This is a genomic window from Pseudomonas sp. ASL4, from assembly GCF_056680395.1.
This window is the reverse complement of the sequence record NZ_CM155280.1, coordinates 5,354,371-5,369,166: the sequence shown is the minus strand read 5'-3', so window position 1 is coordinate 5,369,166 and position 14,796 is coordinate 5,354,371. Positions and strand designations below refer to the sequence as shown.

Genomic DNA, 14,796 nt, shown 5'->3' with positions numbered 1-14,796 from the left:
GTAATGCTTGATGCGACAGGCATAGTCATTGCCACCGCCTTTACAGATGCCATAAAGGTTTAATGGGACTGATTATTGGGGGCGTCTGAAACGTTGTTCCGCGTCAGGTGATTTTGGCAGCAACTCTGCAACAAATGGTTTTATTTTGTGCCCTGACGATCTTGCGGTCGGTCTCAACCTGATTCGGCAAGGTCTGCCGACTGTCATTGCCCAACGATTGGATTTACGGATGAAACCAACGCTACGCCTCCCGTTCTACACACAGAAAATCATCGCCATCACCACCTTGTTTCTGTTTCTCACTGGCTGCGTCGGCGTGATGGTCTCGGTGCCGGAAGAGCGCACAAGCTACACATCCCCCGACTTGACCACGCGGGCGTGGTGTGGGGTCACGCTTTGGGCGGTGATCGTGCCGATTCCCTTGCAATTGCCGGTGTGCACGCTTCACCAAGGGCAGTATTTGACGTCGCCTTTTTATGCCTGCGGCCCGCTAATGTTCCTGGGCGGTCTTTCTCCGATTTACGAAGGGTATGGGCTGTGTGGAATGTTTCCCAAGTAGTCGTGACCAGCCGAAGCCACTTCATCATGTAAGGTCCGTGCGGGCAGGAACCTCCCTCGACGAGTCTTGGCGATCAGAATGCAAACGCCACCCAGCACTAAAGTGACTTGTCATGGTCAATAAATCCCGCACGACCATCAGCGGTCGTGCGACTCGCATCGGTATTTAGATCAAGGACAGTAAAAGCATGCTCGCCGCCATGTAATCAGAAACCACCGCCACTTGGTTCCGTGAATCGGGACTCGCCGTACGTATTCCCCTCTATCCAATTCGAAGAATTTAAAGCATGCACCTACGCAAAATTGCAGTTGGGCTGTCGGCCCTTGTTTTGCTCTCGTCCGGGGCGCAAGCCCGCGGTCTGCTGGATCTCCTCAAACCGCCCACCGAGCATCAGGAACACGCGTCCCACTCGGGCTCGATCAGCCAGAACGCGGCCCTGGACCTCTATTCAAGCAAACAGCAACAGGCATCGTTTGACGGTTGCGCCGATCTGTTCCCGGCAGCGAAGCCGATCAATCTGGGCACTGTGCCGGCAACCATGAAACCCCTGGCGTTGTGTTCCGACAACTTCGCGGTGCTGTACTCGCAAACCAGCAAGACGCCGATAGTCGTGGTCGAACGCCTTAATTCGGCTCAGTTGCAGGACGCCAAAGGGGAGGAGCGCACCAACCAGTTCTACCCGGACCCACGCATCCCCAAGGGTGCTCGGGCCGAGTTGAGCGATTACCGCAGCCAGCACCCGGCCGTGGACCGTGGCCACCAATCCCCGGCCGCCGACGCACCGAGCCCCAATGCCATGGCGCAGTCCTTTGCGCTGTCGAACATGGTGCCGCAAGACCCTACCAACAACCGGAAGATCTGGAGCAAGGTCGAGGCTGACGTCAGGAAGTTTGCCAAGCGCGCCGATGGCAATGTGTTTGTCTTTACCGGCCCGCTCTTTGATGAAGGCCACGCCACCATCGGCGACAACAAGGTCTGGGTGCCGACTCGCCTGTTCAAGCTGGTTTACGATGTATCCTCCAAGCGCGCCTGGGCCTACGTACTACCCAACGCTGAGACCCGTATCGAGAAGCCGATGGACTACGATACTTTCGTGAAAAGTACCGGGCTCAAGTTGTTGGGCAATCTACCGGTTACCGGTTCCGTAGGGCGCACTTGATGGCTTGACGAACTACCTGAAAAGAACAGAAAAAACCCGCAACCGAGTGCGGGTTTTTTTTGCTTGAACGGTGCGCGTTATCCCTTACACACCCATCGCCAGTTTCCCACCCGACAACCGACGCTTATACGCGCTGTCCCGACTCGCCAGCCACCAGTACAACGGCGTCGTAATCAGCAACCCGACCACCCAGGACAAATCCGCGCCATCGATGTGCGCCGAGATCGGCCCGACGTACAGCGGCGTGTTCATGAACGGAATTTGCACCACGATCCCGATCGCATAGGCCAGCAGCGCCTGCGGGTTGTAGCGGCCATAAATCCCGCCATCGACGTGGAAGATCGAATCGATGTCGTACTGACCTTTATGAATCGCATAGAAGTCGATCAGGTTGATCGCGGTCCATGGCACCAGCACCACGAGTAGCACCAGCACCATGTCGACGAAGTGGCCGATGAAGTTGGCGGAGGCGCCGACGGCGGCGAAGCAGCAAGCGCCCAGGACGATGATCGAGATCACGGCGCGGCTTTTTGCCGTAGGGATCCAGCGGTAGGCGAAGGTCTGCACCAGGGTGATCAGTGACAGCACGGCACCGTAGAGGTTGAGGGCGTTGTGGCTGATGACGCTGAGCAGGAACAGCAACAGCATCAACGGGCCGATGGAGCCGGTGGCGAGTTTGACCGCGTCCATGGTGTCCATGCCGACGGGCGTGGCGAGGACCGCGACGGCGCCGAAGATGAACGACAGGCTGGAGCCGAGCACGGTGCCCAGATACGTGGTCCAGAAGGTCGAGGCCACGGGCACATTGGCCGGCAGGTAGCGCGAGTAGTCGGAGACGTACGGTGCGAAGGCGATCTGCCAAAGTGCGGCCAGGGACACGGTGGCCAGCCAGCCTGAGATGTTGAAGCTGCCGCGGGTGAGGAAGTCGGCAGTCTGCACGTGGGTGAAGATGTAGCCGAAGCCGAGCACGATGCCGGCGCCGAGCACCCAGGTGCCGATGCGGTTGAGCACGTGGATGAAGCGGTAGCCGATGATGCCGATGATGCCCGAGCCGAGGGCGCCGATGACGATACCCACCGGCACCGGCACGCTGTCGACCACGCCGTGCAGGGACTTGCCGGCGAGGACGATGTTGGAGGCGAAGAAGCCGATGTACATGATGCCGGCGATCAGCACCACCAGCAGTGCGCCGAGGGAGCCGAACTGGGCGCGGCTCTGGATCATCTGCGGAATGCCCATTTGCGGGCCTTGCGCCGAGTGCAGCGCCATCAGCACGCCGCCGACCAGATGCCCGACCAGAATGGCGACGATGCCCCACACCAGGTTCAGGTGAAACAGTTGCACGCCGAGGGCGCCGGTGACGATGGGCAGCGGCGCGATATTGCCGCCGAACCAGAGGGTGAACAAGTCCCGGACCTTTCCATGGCGATCTTGCGGTGGGACGTAGCCAATCGTGTGCTTCTCGATCAGCGGGGCGGAGGTTGTTGCGGAGGTGACCATGACGAACTCCAAGGCAATATGAGTACGTGTACGTACTTCGGTGAGCGCCACGTGAGCGACGCTTTTCTTGTTGGAGTGATCATGTGCAATGCTTCGGGATAGATAAATTAGTAAGTTTGTTGCTTCAAACCTTAAAAAATATATGCCCGGGGTTTTGGCGGCTCCGGTATGTTCTGGGTTGATCATTTGCCCAAAATCTTCAGGTCTGACACGGACCTGTGGCGAGCGAGCTTGCTCGCGCTGGGCTGCGGAGCGGCCCCCAAATCCGGGATCGATTGTAGATTTTGTGAGTGCTACGCACTCAAGCGGGAGCAAGCTCCCTCGCCACAACAGCATATGGGTGCACCCCGATGTTTTCTGGAGGTCCGCATGGCCGCTTACAACCTGCGACAGCTTCGCTATTTCGTCACCACCGCCGATTGCGGCAGCGTGGCGGAAGCTTCGCGCAAGCTCTATATCGCCCAGCCGTCGGTGTCGACGGCGATCAAACACCTGGAAGAAAGCTTCGGCGTGCAGCTGTTTATCCGGCATCACGCCCAGGGTGTTTCGCTGACGCCGAGCGGGTCGCGGTTTTACCGCAAGGCGCTGGAGTTGCTGCGGGTCGCGCACGAGTTTGAGCAGAACGCGTTGGCGGACAACGACGTGGTGGCGGGGCAGATCGATATTGGTTGTTTCGAAACGGTGGCGCCGCTGTACCTGCCGCGCCTGATCGCCGGTTTCAAAGAACGCTGGCCCGGCGTGGAAATCCGTATTCGCGACGGCGAGCAGCAGGAGTTGGTGCATGCACTGACTGCCGGCAGCATCGATGTGGCGATGCTGTTTGAACACGATCTGGACAGCACGATTGAGACCGTTGCGCTGATGCCGCCGCAGCAGCCTTACGCGTTGCTGCCGGCCGATCACCGTTTTGCGCAACAGGCAAAAGTGTCGCTGGACGACCTGGTGCTGGAGCCAATGATTTTGCTCGACGTGGTGCCGAGCCGGACCTACTTCGTCAGTATCTTCGAAGAGCGCGGGCTGACGCCGCACATCGTGTTCAGCTCGCCTTCAATCGAGATGGTGCGCGGGATGGTCGGGCGCGGTTTTGGCTTTTCGATCCTGGTGACCAAGCCGTTTTCGCCCTACACCTATGACGGGCAAAAAGTGGTGTGCGTACCGCTGGCGCAAACCGTGACCGGTTCCGGATTATCGGCGGCATGGTTGAAAAGGTCGCAGCTGACCAAACCGGTGCAGTTGTTCGTCGATTATTGCCAGGAAGAACTGGCCCGACTCTATACCTGAGCGTCGGGCCAACCCTCAGCAGCAGATCGATAGCAGCATCCGTTGCAGCATGGCGTCGCAGCTATTCAGTTGCTCAACGCTGACAAACTCGTCCGGTTTGTGGCCTTGATCCATGCTGCCTGGACCGCAAACCACTGTTGCAATTGCGGCAGCGTCAAACAGGCCACCCTCGGTGCCGAACGCCACTGTGCCGAACTCCCGAGAGCCCGAAAACGCAGCGATCAACTCAGCGGCTTCGCTGTGCGCATCGGTGGCCAAACCGGGGTACGCCGACAACTCGCTGAAGCGGATTTCACTCTGATCACTCACGGCACGCATACGCGGCAAAACGTGTTGTTCGGCGTAGGCTTTCAGCTCCTGCGCGACATCGCTTGGGTCGTATGAGGGCAGGGCGCGGATTTCAAAGTCGAAACGGCAATCGGCGGGAACGATGTTCAAGGCTTTGCCGCCAGAAATCACTCCGGTTTGCACCGTGCTGAACGGCGGATCGAAGCGTGCGTCGTGAAGCTCGGGGGCTTTGAGTCGTTGGCCGATGCGCCCGAGCTCACCGATCAGTTCGGCGGCGTATTCGATGGCATTAACCCCGAGCGGCGCATACGCCGAATGGCAGGCTTCACCATGAATGTCGCAGCGCATCGCCAGTTTGCCTTTATGGCCGAGCACCGGTTTGAGCTCGGTCGGCTCGCCAATGATGCAGAGCATCGGTTTGACCGGGCGCTGCTCCAGCACTTTGAGCAATGAGCGGACGCCGAGGCAGCCGATTTCTTCATCGTACGACAGCGCGATGTGCACCGGCAGCCGCAGCGAGGCCTGCACCAACGATGGCACCAGGGCGAGTACGCAAGCGATGTAGCCTTTCATATCCGCTGCGCCGCGCCCGTATAGCTTGCCGTCGCGCTCGGTGAGTTCGAATGGCGGTACGGTCCACGGTTGGCCATCGACGGGCACCACGTCGGTGTGCCCCGACAGCACGATGCCCGGTCGATCCGCCGGGCCGATGGTCGCGAACAGATTAGCCTTGCTGCGTGGCTCGTTGTAGACCAGTTCGCACGGCACATCGAAGCTGGCGAGGTAGTCACGGACAAACTCGATGAGGTGCAGGTTGGATTCGCGGCTGGTGGTGTCGAACGCCACCAGCGTTTTCAGCAAATCGCGACTGTGGCTCATCGGTCGTCTCCGGCGACGCCGTAACCAGGGGATTTGTCCGGGGCGAGGGCGCGGTCGATGTAGTCCTGAACTTGTGGGCGATAGGCGTCCCACAAATGTTCCAATTGGCCGATTGGGTCTTCATCGGCCCAATCGACGCGCAGGTTGATGATTGGCCAGGTCAGTTCGCCGACCACCACCATCGCCGACGAATGCACCGGCCCGGCTTCGCCGCCCGCCACGATGGCGGCTTGCATTGCCGCCAGCAAGCGATCGGCCAGTTGACCTTCGCCCTGTTCGAATGCCCGGACCATCGCCTCTACAACAGAACGATCCGCCAACATGTTGCCGGCTGCGACGCATTGTTCGCCGCAGACCGCGTTGTGGTTGCCGAGGGTTTGCGCGCCGCTGAAGTGCGCGGTGCGACCGAGGTGGTCAATGGCGGTGATCTGGCGATATTGGCTGTAGCCGTTGCGGGTCAGGACTTTGTCCAGCGCCTCGGCAGGCGCGAGGCCTTGCTCAATAAGGGCGAGGGTTTCCGGGCCGAGGGATGGCAGGGTGATGTTTTGAGTGGAAACGGCGCCAACGCCGGGCAGCAGCCACGGGCAGCGGGCGCCGACGGCGATGCTGGAGGAACTGATGGCGATGCCGAGCTGACCGGTTTCGGGGCAGCGGGCGGCGATGGAGAAGGTCATGGTTTTGCTCCTTGTTTTGCCTTGGCGAAATGGTCGTCTGTGCGGGCGCCTTCGCGAGCAAGCCCGCTCCCACATTTGATCTTCGTCGTACATAAATCTGTGCCCACTGGAGATCTAGTGTGGGAGCGGGCTTGCTCGCGAATGCCGCGACGCGGTCTACCGGTGTTTACTCAGGAATCACCGCAATCACATCAATCTCCATCAACCACTGCGGTTGCCCCAACGCCGACACCACCAACCCGGTCGAAATCGGAAACACGCCTTTCAACCACTTGCCCACTTCCTGATAAACCGGCTCGCGGTAACGCGGATCGATCAGGTAAGTGGTGGTTTTCACGATGTGGCTAAGGTCGCTGCCAGCCTCTTCCAGCAACTGTTTAACGTTGCGCATGGCTTGCTCGGTTTGCGCCCGTGGGTCACCGAGGCCGACCAGTTTGCCCTCGAAATCGGTCCCGACCTGACCACGAACATAAACGGTATTGCCCGCCCGGACCGCTTGGCACAGGTCATTGTCCAGGCTCTGGTTCGGGTAGGTTTCTTTGGTGTTGAACATGCGAATACGGGTGTGGGTTGGCGTGGACATTTGCAGCTCCTGAAAAGAATTCGACGTGGCGCGCTTAAGCGCTGACCGTGGTTTTATGGGCGAGCGGGGCGGCTTGCGCTTCGCGTTGCTCTGCATCGCGGTAGTCGAGGTACGAACGCTGGATGCCGATGTGATCAGCCACGTACTTGGCGTCGTGCCAAACACCCCAGATAAACGAAGAACCGCGCCGCGACTGCCATGGCAGACCAAGGAAATACACGCCTGGCTCGCTCGAAACGCCGCGCTGATGTTTTGGTTTGCCGTTTTCGTCGAAGGCATCAACCTTCAGCCAGCTGTAATCCGTGGCGAAACCGGTGGCCCAGATGATCGAGGTCACGCCGGCCTGGGCCAGGTCGAGTTCCAGAATCGGGTTCGTCACGCAGTCCGGATCCGGGAAGGTGATGCGGGCTTCAGGTTCTTGCGGCAGGTCCAGGCCATTGCGCTCGATGTAGGCGTCCGCAGCATTGAGCAGCGCCAGATAGTTTTCATCGCCGCGTGCCAGGTTGTCGGCCAGGTTCGGTTGGAAGGTGGCCACGGAACCGTTGAACGATTGAGTCAGGCCGACCAGCGTCATGCCGCGATGGGCCAGGCCACGGAAGTCCACCGTACGACCGCCGTGCGCACCGCTGACCGCGATGGTCACGTGTTCCCGGCCGGGTTTCATGGCCGCTTGATCCCACTCACCGAGCACGCCCAGCCACCAGCAAAAATCACGGTTGCGATAGGCGCGAGGAGGGCGGTCATGGGCGCCGACCGAGAGATAAACCTTTTTGCCAGAACGCTGCAGTTCATCGGCGATCTGTACCCCCGACGACCCGGCGCCCACCACCAGCACAGCGCCTTCAGGCAACTGCTGCGGATTGCGGTACTCGGCGGAGTGGATCTGGGTGAATGGCGCGTCTTTCGGCGCAATCGGCGGAATGACTGGACGCTGGAAAGGCCCGGTCGCGGCCACCACGCGGCTGGCTTCGATCACACCCCTAGAGGTTTCAATGGTGAAGCCCGGACGACCGATATTGCGCTCGACTTTCAGCACGTCGACGCCCGTTTGAATCGGCGCCTTGAACTTCTTGGCATAGGCTTCGAAATAGTCGGCCACTCGCTCTTTCGGGGCAAAGCCGTCAGGGCTGACGTCGTCGAACTCAAGGCCCGGAAACCGGTCGTGCCAGGCCGGACCATTGGCCACCAACGAATCCCAGCGCCCGGTGCGCCAGCGCTCGGCAATGCGGTTACGCTCGAGCACCAGGTGCGGCACTCCGAGTTCGCTCAAGTGCTCACTCATGGCCACGCCAGCCTGACCGGCGCCGACAATCAAGGTGTCTGTTTTTATTGTTTCTGTGGTCATCTCTCTACCCTTCGAAGTGGGAGTCAGGTCGGTTATGGCCTGCCATCTCTTGGGTTAAAGACTAGGGATCACCTTGGTATCGGTAAAATATTATTAAGCTGGGAACTGAGCATAAATAACGGAGGCAGAGCGTATGGTTCAGGATTGAAAAGGTTTAAAGGGAGATAGTGAGCCATGAACAAGCACGCACTCAGCGACACCTATCGCGCCTATATCGACTGCCTCAACCGACAGGATTGGCCAGCCCTGAGTCAACTCGTCGATGAAAACGTGCACTACAACGGCCTGCGCGTCGGGCTGTCCGGTTACCGGGCGATGCTGGAACGCGATTTTCGCTCGATCCCCGATCTGCACTTTGTGATCGACCGCCTTATAACCGACCCGCCGCATATCGCCGCCAGGCTGTGCTTCGATTGCACGCCAGTGGGGGAGTTGTTCGGCCTACAGGTGAATGGTCGGCGAGTGGTTTTTACCGAAAACGTGTTCTATGAGTTCAAGCACGCAAGGATCTGCAACGTCTGGTCAGTCATCGACAAGGCTGCGGTCCAGGCGCAGATTATTTAAAAGGGGCAGATACACTTTTCGAAGTACCCACGAACCCCTATGGGATGATCCTTTAAAAGGGGACTGGCTTATTTTCGAGAAAGTAAACCTGCCCCTTTGTCGTTTAAAGATCAGGCCTGCTAGATTGGCCCTTCAATCAACCTGATCAGTACCACCCTACGATGACCGACCTGAACAACGGAATGTCCTTGCCCGCGTCACAACCCGCCGATGCCTCCATGCGTCGCCGATCTTTACTGGCGGCTTGCAGCGCGCACGCCGTGCATGATGGTTTGACCGACGTTATCTACGTGTTGCTGCCCCTTTGGCAGTTGCAGTTTGGCCTGAGCTTCGCGCAGGTCGGGCTGTTGCGCGGCGCCTATTCCGGGGTGATGGCCAGCATGCAGCTGTTGGCGAGCCGTGCGGCCAAACGTTGGGGGCGCGGACGCCTGCTGGTGGGCGGAACAGCACTGGTTGGGGTGGCTTATCTGTGTGTGGGGCTGGCGGATGGGTTGCCGTTGCTGTTGCTGGCCCTGATGTTGGGTGGGTTGGGCGCGAGTACCCAGCATCCACTGGCGTCTTCGATGGTCAGTGATACTTTCGAGGCGGGCGGCGGGGTCAAGGAGGCCTTGTCGCAATACAACTTTGCCGGCGACATCGGCAAGATGCTGATACCGGCACTGGTCGGCGTATTGCTGACGGTCGTCAACTGGCGCACCAGCGTGACGCTGATGGGTTTGCTGGGCCTGGCTGCAGCCGGGTTGTTGGGGTGGTTAATTGCGGCGCGCGGCGTGCCAGCCTCCCGTTTGAAGAAAGCCCCCAAGGTGTCGGCCGGGAACGGCTCGGTCGGCGGGTTGCGGGCACTGCTGGTGACCGGCATCCTGGACAGCGCGGTACGGATGGGGTTTCTCACCTTCTTACCCTTTCTGTTGACGAGTAAAGGTGCCGGGACGGCGGGTATCGGTCTGGCGTTGGCGTTGTTATTCGTGGGCGGCGCATTCGGCAAGTTGCTGTGCGGCTACCTGGGCGCCCGGATCGGCATGATGAAAACCGTGTGGCTGACGGAATCCGCGACCGCACTATTGATCGTTCTGGCGGTGTATTTGCCGCTGACCAGCATGATGGTGATGTTGCCGCTGCTAGGGCTGGCGTTGAACGGCACATCGTCGGTGCTCTACGGCGTGGTGCCGGAGTTATCGAATGCAGACAAACGTGAACACGCCTTCGCACTGTTCTACACCGGCACCATCGGTGGCGGGGCGCTGGCGCCGGTGTTGTTTGGGCGCCTGGGGGATGCTACCGGGATCCCGGTAGCGGTGATGACGCTGGCGGCGATTCTGTTGCTGACACTGCCATTGGCCTGGTGTGTGCAGCGGGGGCTGGACCGCAATAGTGGCCTGAGTCAAAGCCAGGCTTAGAGCAAAAGGGGCAGATACACTTTTTGAAGTACCCACGACCCCCTGTGGGAGCGGGCTTGCTCGCGAAGGCGGTGTGTCTTTAGCATTGATGATGACTGACACACTGCCTTCGCGAGCAAGCCCGCTCCCACAGGGATGATAGAAATCGATCAGGCTTTACTGGCGGTCAGGTAGGCGCCAAGACGCTGGCCCATTTCTGCGCCCAACGCCTGTAAGCCGCTCAGCGGACGGACCATGACTTCAAATTCAACGATTTTTCCTTCTTCGTTGAACCGGATCATGTCTATCCCTTTCAGCTCTTTGCCGCCAACCGTCGCGCTGAATTCCAGCACGACATTCAACCCGTCCGCCGTCGCCAATTCGCGGTGGTATTCAAAATTCTCGAAGACGTCGAGCACTGTTGCGAGAATCATCGCAACCACGTTCGCGCCCGGGTAAGGCGTGTGCGCCATGGGCGAGCGGAACACCGCTTGCGGGTCCAGTAATTCGGGCAGGGCTTTCAAGTTCCCGGTGCTGATCATGTGGTGCCACTGCTTCAGGGACTCCGCGGCGTTGGGGTGCAAGTTCAGTTCAGACATTTTCAACTCCTGTTTTATTGTTGTTCTGCAAGCGTCAAACGGTGCGCGTTGGCCCGTAAAGACTCAGCCATCGCGACAAAGCGCTGGCGGGTTTCATGTTCGAAAAGACGGTTGGCCAGCGAGTCGGGCAACCATTCCAGCTAACGCGACCGTAAATGTACGCTAAAGGTGTAGATCAACTCCGAGGTGTTGTCATCGAGATCACGATGGTGCATCGACGCGGCCCACCACTCAAATACGCCTTGCGGCTCGACCAACAGGGCCGCTGCGACCTGTGCAGGCTGAAGGTTGACGAAACGGGCACGCATTGAAAAATAACGTTTCCAGCCCGTTACCGGAGGCGATATCGGTTTTCAGGCACCAGGGTGGGGAAGGTCGGCTTGAGGTGCGCGCGCTGATCGGGTGGATTGAAGAGCAATTGCGAAGTGAGCGCTGACCTGAACGGGGGCTGCAACGCTACCGGAAAACCCCTCCAAAGCGCGGCACTCTCGGATACACTCCGGTGATGCCAAAACATCATCACGCGCCCCTGAATCTCGCCCGCATCGGTAACAGCATCGTCACGCGACTGCTGATATTGGCGTTGTGCATCGTCATTTTCGGTGCCGTGGTGCGCTATTACGTGTTGACCAACTTCTTGCGCGAAGATTTGAGCGCAGTGGTGGAGGGCCAGCAGTTAACGCTGGCCACTTACGTCGCCCGCGATATCGATAACAAAATTGTTCAGCGCCAGCAGTTGTTGGAGCATCTTGCCGCCACCGTCCCGGCTGATCTCCTGACGCAGCCCGAACGGCTGAAAGCGTGGCTGAAAGAGCATTACGACGACCAAACGCTGTTCACCGCAGACTTGTTCATCGTGAACACAAAAAGGCGTTTACTTGCGAACTATCCCGTCCTGGATACCGATTACCCTGACGGTGATTACATTCAGGCGGGGTTGGCGGGGCGTCCGTTTATCGGACAGCCGAGGATGGGGCGCGCCACTAAAGCACCGATCCTGCCGATGTCGGCGCCCATCAAGGATGCCGGCGGTGAGGTCCAGGCTGTGCTGGTTGGCGTGACCGCGCTGGGTGCTTCAGGGCTGCTTGATTCGTTGCTTCAAAGCCGCGTGGGCGACGCCGCCAGTGATTTCCTGTTGGTGTTCCCGGACAGCAAGTTGTTTGTCGACACCTCGACACTGAATGTGCAGCTCAAGCCAACGTCGTCTCCCGGCATCAATGCGCTGCACGATCGAGCCATGGCCGGGTTTCGCGGCGCCGGGATAACGCTCAACGCCAAGGGTGTCGAGGAGGTGGCGGCGATGGCTTCTGTCCCAAGCGCCGGTTGGTTCATAGTTGCCCGTTTGCCGACCAGCGAAGCGTTTGCCACCGTGGATCGAACCCAGCACTTTTTGATCAAGGGTGCGTTTTTATCGATTCTGTTTTTTGCCACGTTCGCCTCCATCGGTTTGTACTTTGTCTTTCGTCATCTGTTTAGTGCTGCCGCCCAGGCGGACCGCATGACCCGAGATGAATTGCCGCACGCGCCGTTGGCGGTTGTTCGGGATGATGAAGTCGGGCACTTGATCTCGGCGTTCAATCGTTTGCTGGTCAAGTTGAATGACAAGCAGGACGAACTGAAAAAGATCGCGCATCACGACACCCTGACAGGGTTAACCAACCGGCATTATCTTTCCGGCCGGCTTAGGCTGGTGTTGGCCCAGGCACAACGCAACCAGACGCAGGTGGGCTTGTTGTTTATGGACCTTGATGGGTTCAAGCACATCAACGATTCCCTCGGGCACGAGGCTGGCGATGAGGTTCTGCGGCAGGTAGCGCGGCGTTTTTCAGCTGTCGTGCGAGTGAGCGATACCCTGGCCCGCATCGGCGGAGACGAGTTTGTGGTGCTGCTCAATGACCTCGGCGACAATGCCGAAGAGACATTGACCCGCGTGGCGACGCAATGCATCGATGCCTTGGCCGCGCCGTTTTTTATCTCCGGCTCGGTGTGCATCGTCGGCGTTTCGATTGGTATCGCGCTGGGAGACGGGCAGAGTTCTGCCGATAAACTGTTGCTGGCCGCTGATCGAGTGATGTACCAGGCCAAGAAAACCGGGCGCGGTCGGTATCTGACCTACAAGCTTTAGGCCGCTACGACGTTTAACCCGAGGAGCACCAAGATGACCCAGACCCTGGAACGAGCCATTGCCATCGCTGCTGCCGCCCATGCGGGACAGGTCGACAAGGGCGGGGCGCCTTACATCCTGCATCCGCTGAAAGTCATGCTGCGGGTCAACACCCTGGAAGAGCGGATCGTCGCGGTGCTGCATGACGTGGTTGAAGACACCGGCATCAGCCTCGAAGACTTGCGGCAAGAAGGCTTCAGCGAAACGGTGCTGACGGCCATTGCCTCGGTCACCAAGGTGCCGGGGGAATCCTATGAGGCATTCGTCGAGCGTGCGGCGTTGAACCCGATTGGCCGGGTGGTCAAACTCGCGGATCTGGAAGAGAACAGCGACCTGTCCCGGATTGCGCAACCGTCCTGGGAAGATCTGGAACGGATCGAGAAGTATCGGCGGGCGATCGGAGTTCTACGCTCTTAAGCGCTACGCCAAACCTTGTGGCGAGGGAGCTTGCTCCCGTTCGGTTGCGCAGCAACCGCCTTCAAGGGCCGCTACGCAGCCCGGCGGGAGCAAGCTCCCTCGCCACAGGTTTTCATTGCACCACAGGACCTGTTCAACTCTCCCCATACCTTTGTCGCACGCTGCAAAGGCGTAGACTCGCCAAGTTGTGTCCTGAAAGCGCTGCTCCAATCCCGATTTCCTCATCAAATCGACCGCTGATTCACGCGCCGGGTCAGTTCTTCAGCTGACTCCTTGCGCTCCGAATAGCGGTCAACCAGATCCGGACGATCCCGAAGCAGCAGCGTGAACTTCACCAGCTCCTCCATCACGTCCACCACCCGGTCATAAAGCGCTGAGGGTTTCATGCGGTTGCCTTCGTCAAATTCCAGATAGGCCTTCGGGACCGAGGATTGATTGGGGATGGTGAACATCCGCATCCAGCGCCCCAGCACGCGAAGTTGATTAACGACGTTGAAGGATTGCGAACCGCCACACACCTGCATCACCGCCAGGGTCTTGCCCTGGGTCGGGCGAATCGCGCCAATGGCCAGCGGCACCCAGTCTATTTGAGCCTTGAACACCGCAGACATGGAGCCGTGGCGCTCCGGTGAGCACCAGACCTGGCCTTGCGACCACTGCATCAGTTCCAGCAGTTCCTGGACTTTCGGGTGGTCGTTCGGTGCGTCGTCCGGGAGCGGCAAACCGGATGGATTGAAAATCCGCGTCTCGGCGCCGAAGTGTTCGAGCAAACGCGCCGCTTCCTCGACCAGCAATCGACTGAAAGAGCGGGGGCGGGTTGAACCGTACAACAGCAAAATCCGGGGTTTGTGCTGGCCGTTTTGATCGGTGGCGATGGGTTGAGTCAGTGATGGGTCGAGGTTGGGCAGCGGGTGAGTCATGAGGCGCTCCAGTTACAGCGTGCCGATGCGGTCGAGTTCACGCTTCAGCGCATCGCGATCAAGTTGGGCGAAGGGCAGTGCCAGAAACGCCCGGCAACGGGTTTCGATTCGCGCCAGGGTCGAGTGAAAGGCGGCGGATACGGCCGCTTCGTCCCCCGTGACCTCCGACGGATCTTCCAGTCCCCAGTGGGCTTTCAACGCCGGCCCGAAATACACGGGGCAGGCCTCACCGGCGGCCTTGTCGCAGACGGTGATGACGATGTCCGGTGGGTTGCCCTCGAAGGCGTCATTGCCTTTGCTGCTCAAGCCATCAATGGCGATGCCGGCTTCTTGCAGTGTGGTCAGGCTGCGCGGCAAGACCTGGCCCTTGGGAAAGCTGCCGGCGCTGACCGCCTCGAAACCTTCTGGCGCCAGGTGATTGAACATCGCTTCGGACAGGATGCTGCGGCAGCTATTGGCGGTACACATGAACAGAATGCGCATGGAGA

15 protein-coding genes and 1 pseudogene are annotated in these 14,796 nt (G+C 59.4%); 7 read left to right on the top strand and 9 right to left on the bottom strand.

Going from position 1 to position 14,796, the window contains the following annotated elements:
* The first annotated feature begins 229 nt into the window (after nt 1–229).
* Together AC1MEW_RS24305 and AC1MEW_RS24300 are read left to right on the top strand one after the other, a co-directional pair.
* Nucleotides 230–559, top strand: a complete 330-nt coding sequence (locus AC1MEW_RS24305) for a hypothetical protein (protein WP_201257328.1) — start codon at nt 230–232, stop codon at nt 557–559.
* A gap of 286 nt (nt 560–845) precedes the next feature.
* Nucleotides 846–1,718: a DNA/RNA non-specific endonuclease gene (locus tag AC1MEW_RS24300; RefSeq protein WP_201257327.1), complete on the top strand. Its 873-nt coding sequence runs from the start codon at nt 846–848 to the stop codon at nt 1,716–1,718.
* An 84-nt stretch (nt 1,719–1,802) separates the two neighbouring features.
* Here the strand turns inward: AC1MEW_RS24300 and AC1MEW_RS24295 are convergent, their stop codons facing one another.
* The gene (locus AC1MEW_RS24295; protein WP_323570547.1) at nt 1,803–3,218 is read right to left on the bottom strand and encodes a purine-cytosine permease family protein; all 1,416 of its coding nucleotides are present in this window, start codon (nt 3,216–3,218) and stop codon (nt 1,803–1,805) included.
* 369 nt (nt 3,219–3,587) lie between these two features.
* Between AC1MEW_RS24295 and AC1MEW_RS24290 the strand changes: the two genes are divergently transcribed.
* A complete protein-coding gene (locus tag AC1MEW_RS24290) occupies nt 3,588–4,499 on the top strand; it encodes a LysR family transcriptional regulator (protein WP_480423841.1) in 912 nt (303 codons plus the stop codon).
* A 15-nt stretch (nt 4,500–4,514) separates the two neighbouring features.
* On the opposite strand, the gene argE is transcribed toward AC1MEW_RS24290, so the two are convergent.
* The 4 genes from argE to AC1MEW_RS24270 all read right to left on the bottom strand — a co-directional run bounded on the left by argE (nt 4,515) and on the right by AC1MEW_RS24270 (nt 8,304).
* Complete coding sequence (argE, locus tag AC1MEW_RS24285; RefSeq protein ID WP_480423840.1) at nt 4,515–5,666, bottom strand: acetylornithine deacetylase; 1,152 nt, start codon at nt 5,664–5,666, stop codon at nt 4,515–4,517.
* Nucleotides 5,663–6,340, bottom strand: a complete 678-nt coding sequence (locus AC1MEW_RS24280) for a DUF1028 domain-containing protein (protein ID WP_480423838.1) — start codon at nt 6,338–6,340, stop codon at nt 5,663–5,665. The genes argE and AC1MEW_RS24280 overlap by 4 nt, the downstream gene beginning before the upstream one ends.
* Nucleotides 6,341–6,506: 166 nt before the next feature.
* Nucleotides 6,507–6,923: a RidA family protein gene (locus AC1MEW_RS24275; RefSeq protein ID WP_201202981.1), complete on the bottom strand. Its 417-nt coding sequence runs from the start codon at nt 6,921–6,923 to the stop codon at nt 6,507–6,509.
* Between the two features lie 34 nt (nt 6,924–6,957).
* Entirely contained in the window at nt 6,958–8,304 is a 1,347-nt protein-coding gene (locus AC1MEW_RS24270; protein ID WP_480427326.1) for a flavin-containing monooxygenase, read from the bottom strand.
* Nucleotides 8,305–8,442: 138 nt separating this feature from the next.
* On the opposite strand from AC1MEW_RS24270, the gene AC1MEW_RS24265 reads away from it, so the two are divergent.
* The gene (locus AC1MEW_RS24265; RefSeq protein WP_322268177.1) at nt 8,443–8,832 is read left to right on the top strand and encodes an ester cyclase; all 390 of its coding nucleotides are present in this window, start codon (nt 8,443–8,445) and stop codon (nt 8,830–8,832) included.
* Between the two features lie 182 nt (nt 8,833–9,014).
* Nucleotides 9,015–10,229: an MFS transporter gene (locus AC1MEW_RS24260; RefSeq protein ID WP_480423836.1), complete on the top strand. Its 1,215-nt coding sequence runs from the start codon at nt 9,015–9,017 to the stop codon at nt 10,227–10,229.
* A 149-nt stretch (nt 10,230–10,378) separates the two neighbouring features.
* On the opposite strand, the gene AC1MEW_RS24255 is transcribed toward AC1MEW_RS24260, so the two are convergent.
* Both AC1MEW_RS24255 and AC1MEW_RS24250 read right to left on the bottom strand, forming a co-directional pair.
* Complete coding sequence (locus tag AC1MEW_RS24255; RefSeq protein WP_480423834.1) at nt 10,379–10,807, bottom strand: nuclear transport factor 2 family protein; 429 nt, start codon at nt 10,805–10,807, stop codon at nt 10,379–10,381.
* A 14-nt stretch (nt 10,808–10,821) separates the two neighbouring features.
* Nucleotides 10,822–11,136: pseudogene (locus AC1MEW_RS24250) on the bottom strand (hypothetical protein); the annotation flags it as partial.
* A 176-nt stretch (nt 11,137–11,312) separates the two neighbouring features.
* Here AC1MEW_RS24250 and AC1MEW_RS24245 point away from each other — a divergent pair.
* Both AC1MEW_RS24245 and AC1MEW_RS24240 read left to right on the top strand, forming a co-directional pair.
* Nucleotides 11,313–12,932 (top strand): bifunctional diguanylate cyclase/phosphodiesterase, encoded by a 1,620-nt coding sequence (locus AC1MEW_RS24245; protein ID WP_322268180.1) that lies wholly within the window; start codon nt 11,313–11,315, stop codon nt 12,930–12,932.
* A 33-nt stretch (nt 12,933–12,965) separates the two neighbouring features.
* The gene (locus tag AC1MEW_RS24240; RefSeq protein ID WP_201256655.1) at nt 12,966–13,388 is read left to right on the top strand and encodes an HD domain-containing protein; all 423 of its coding nucleotides are present in this window, start codon (nt 12,966–12,968) and stop codon (nt 13,386–13,388) included.
* A gap of 224 nt (nt 13,389–13,612) precedes the next feature.
* Here the strand turns inward: AC1MEW_RS24240 and arsH are convergent, their stop codons facing one another.
* Together arsH and AC1MEW_RS24230 are read right to left on the bottom strand one after the other, a co-directional pair.
* Complete coding sequence (gene arsH, locus AC1MEW_RS24235; RefSeq protein WP_201256656.1) at nt 13,613–14,308, bottom strand: arsenical resistance protein ArsH; 696 nt, start codon at nt 14,306–14,308, stop codon at nt 13,613–13,615.
* Between the two features lie 12 nt (nt 14,309–14,320).
* On the bottom strand, nt 14,321–14,791 hold the full coding sequence (locus AC1MEW_RS24230) for an arsenate reductase ArsC (RefSeq protein ID WP_201256657.1): 471 nt from the start codon (nt 14,789–14,791) through the stop codon (nt 14,321–14,323).
* Between the last annotated feature and the right edge of the window lie 5 nt (nt 14,792–14,796).

Coding starts and splice junctions, on each gene's coding strand:
- AC1MEW_RS24305 (WP_201257328.1), top strand. CDS start 230: ATGAAACCAACGCTACGCCTCCCGTTCTACACACAGAAAATCATCGCC.
- AC1MEW_RS24300 (WP_201257327.1), top strand. CDS start 846: ATGCACCTACGCAAAATTGCAGTTGGGCTGTCGGCCCTTGTTTTGCTC.
- AC1MEW_RS24295 (WP_323570547.1), bottom strand. CDS start 3,218: ATGGTCACCTCCGCAACAACCTCCGCCCCGCTGATCGAGAAGCACACG.
- AC1MEW_RS24290 (WP_480423841.1), top strand. CDS start 3,588: ATGGCCGCTTACAACCTGCGACAGCTTCGCTATTTCGTCACCACCGCC.
- argE (WP_480423840.1), bottom strand. CDS start 5,666: ATGAGCCACAGTCGCGATTTGCTGAAAACGCTGGTGGCGTTCGACACC.
- AC1MEW_RS24280 (WP_480423838.1), bottom strand. CDS start 6,340: ATGACCTTCTCCATCGCCGCCCGCTGCCCCGAAACCGGTCAGCTCGGC.
- AC1MEW_RS24275 (WP_201202981.1), bottom strand. CDS start 6,923: ATGTCCACGCCAACCCACACCCGTATTCGCATGTTCAACACCAAAGAA.
- AC1MEW_RS24265 (WP_322268177.1), top strand. CDS start 8,443: ATGAACAAGCACGCACTCAGCGACACCTATCGCGCCTATATCGACTGC.
- AC1MEW_RS24260 (WP_480423836.1), top strand. CDS start 9,015: ATGTCCTTGCCCGCGTCACAACCCGCCGATGCCTCCATGCGTCGCCGA.
- AC1MEW_RS24255 (WP_480423834.1), bottom strand. CDS start 10,807: ATGTCTGAACTGAACTTGCACCCCAACGCCGCGGAGTCCCTGAAGCAG.
- AC1MEW_RS24245 (WP_322268180.1), top strand. CDS start 11,313: ATGCCAAAACATCATCACGCGCCCCTGAATCTCGCCCGCATCGGTAAC.
- AC1MEW_RS24240 (WP_201256655.1), top strand. CDS start 12,966: ATGACCCAGACCCTGGAACGAGCCATTGCCATCGCTGCTGCCGCCCAT.
- arsH (WP_201256656.1), bottom strand. CDS start 14,308: ATGACTCACCCGCTGCCCAACCTCGACCCATCACTGACTCAACCCATC.
- AC1MEW_RS24230 (WP_201256657.1), bottom strand. CDS start 14,791: ATGCGCATTCTGTTCATGTGTACCGCCAATAGCTGCCGCAGCATCCTG.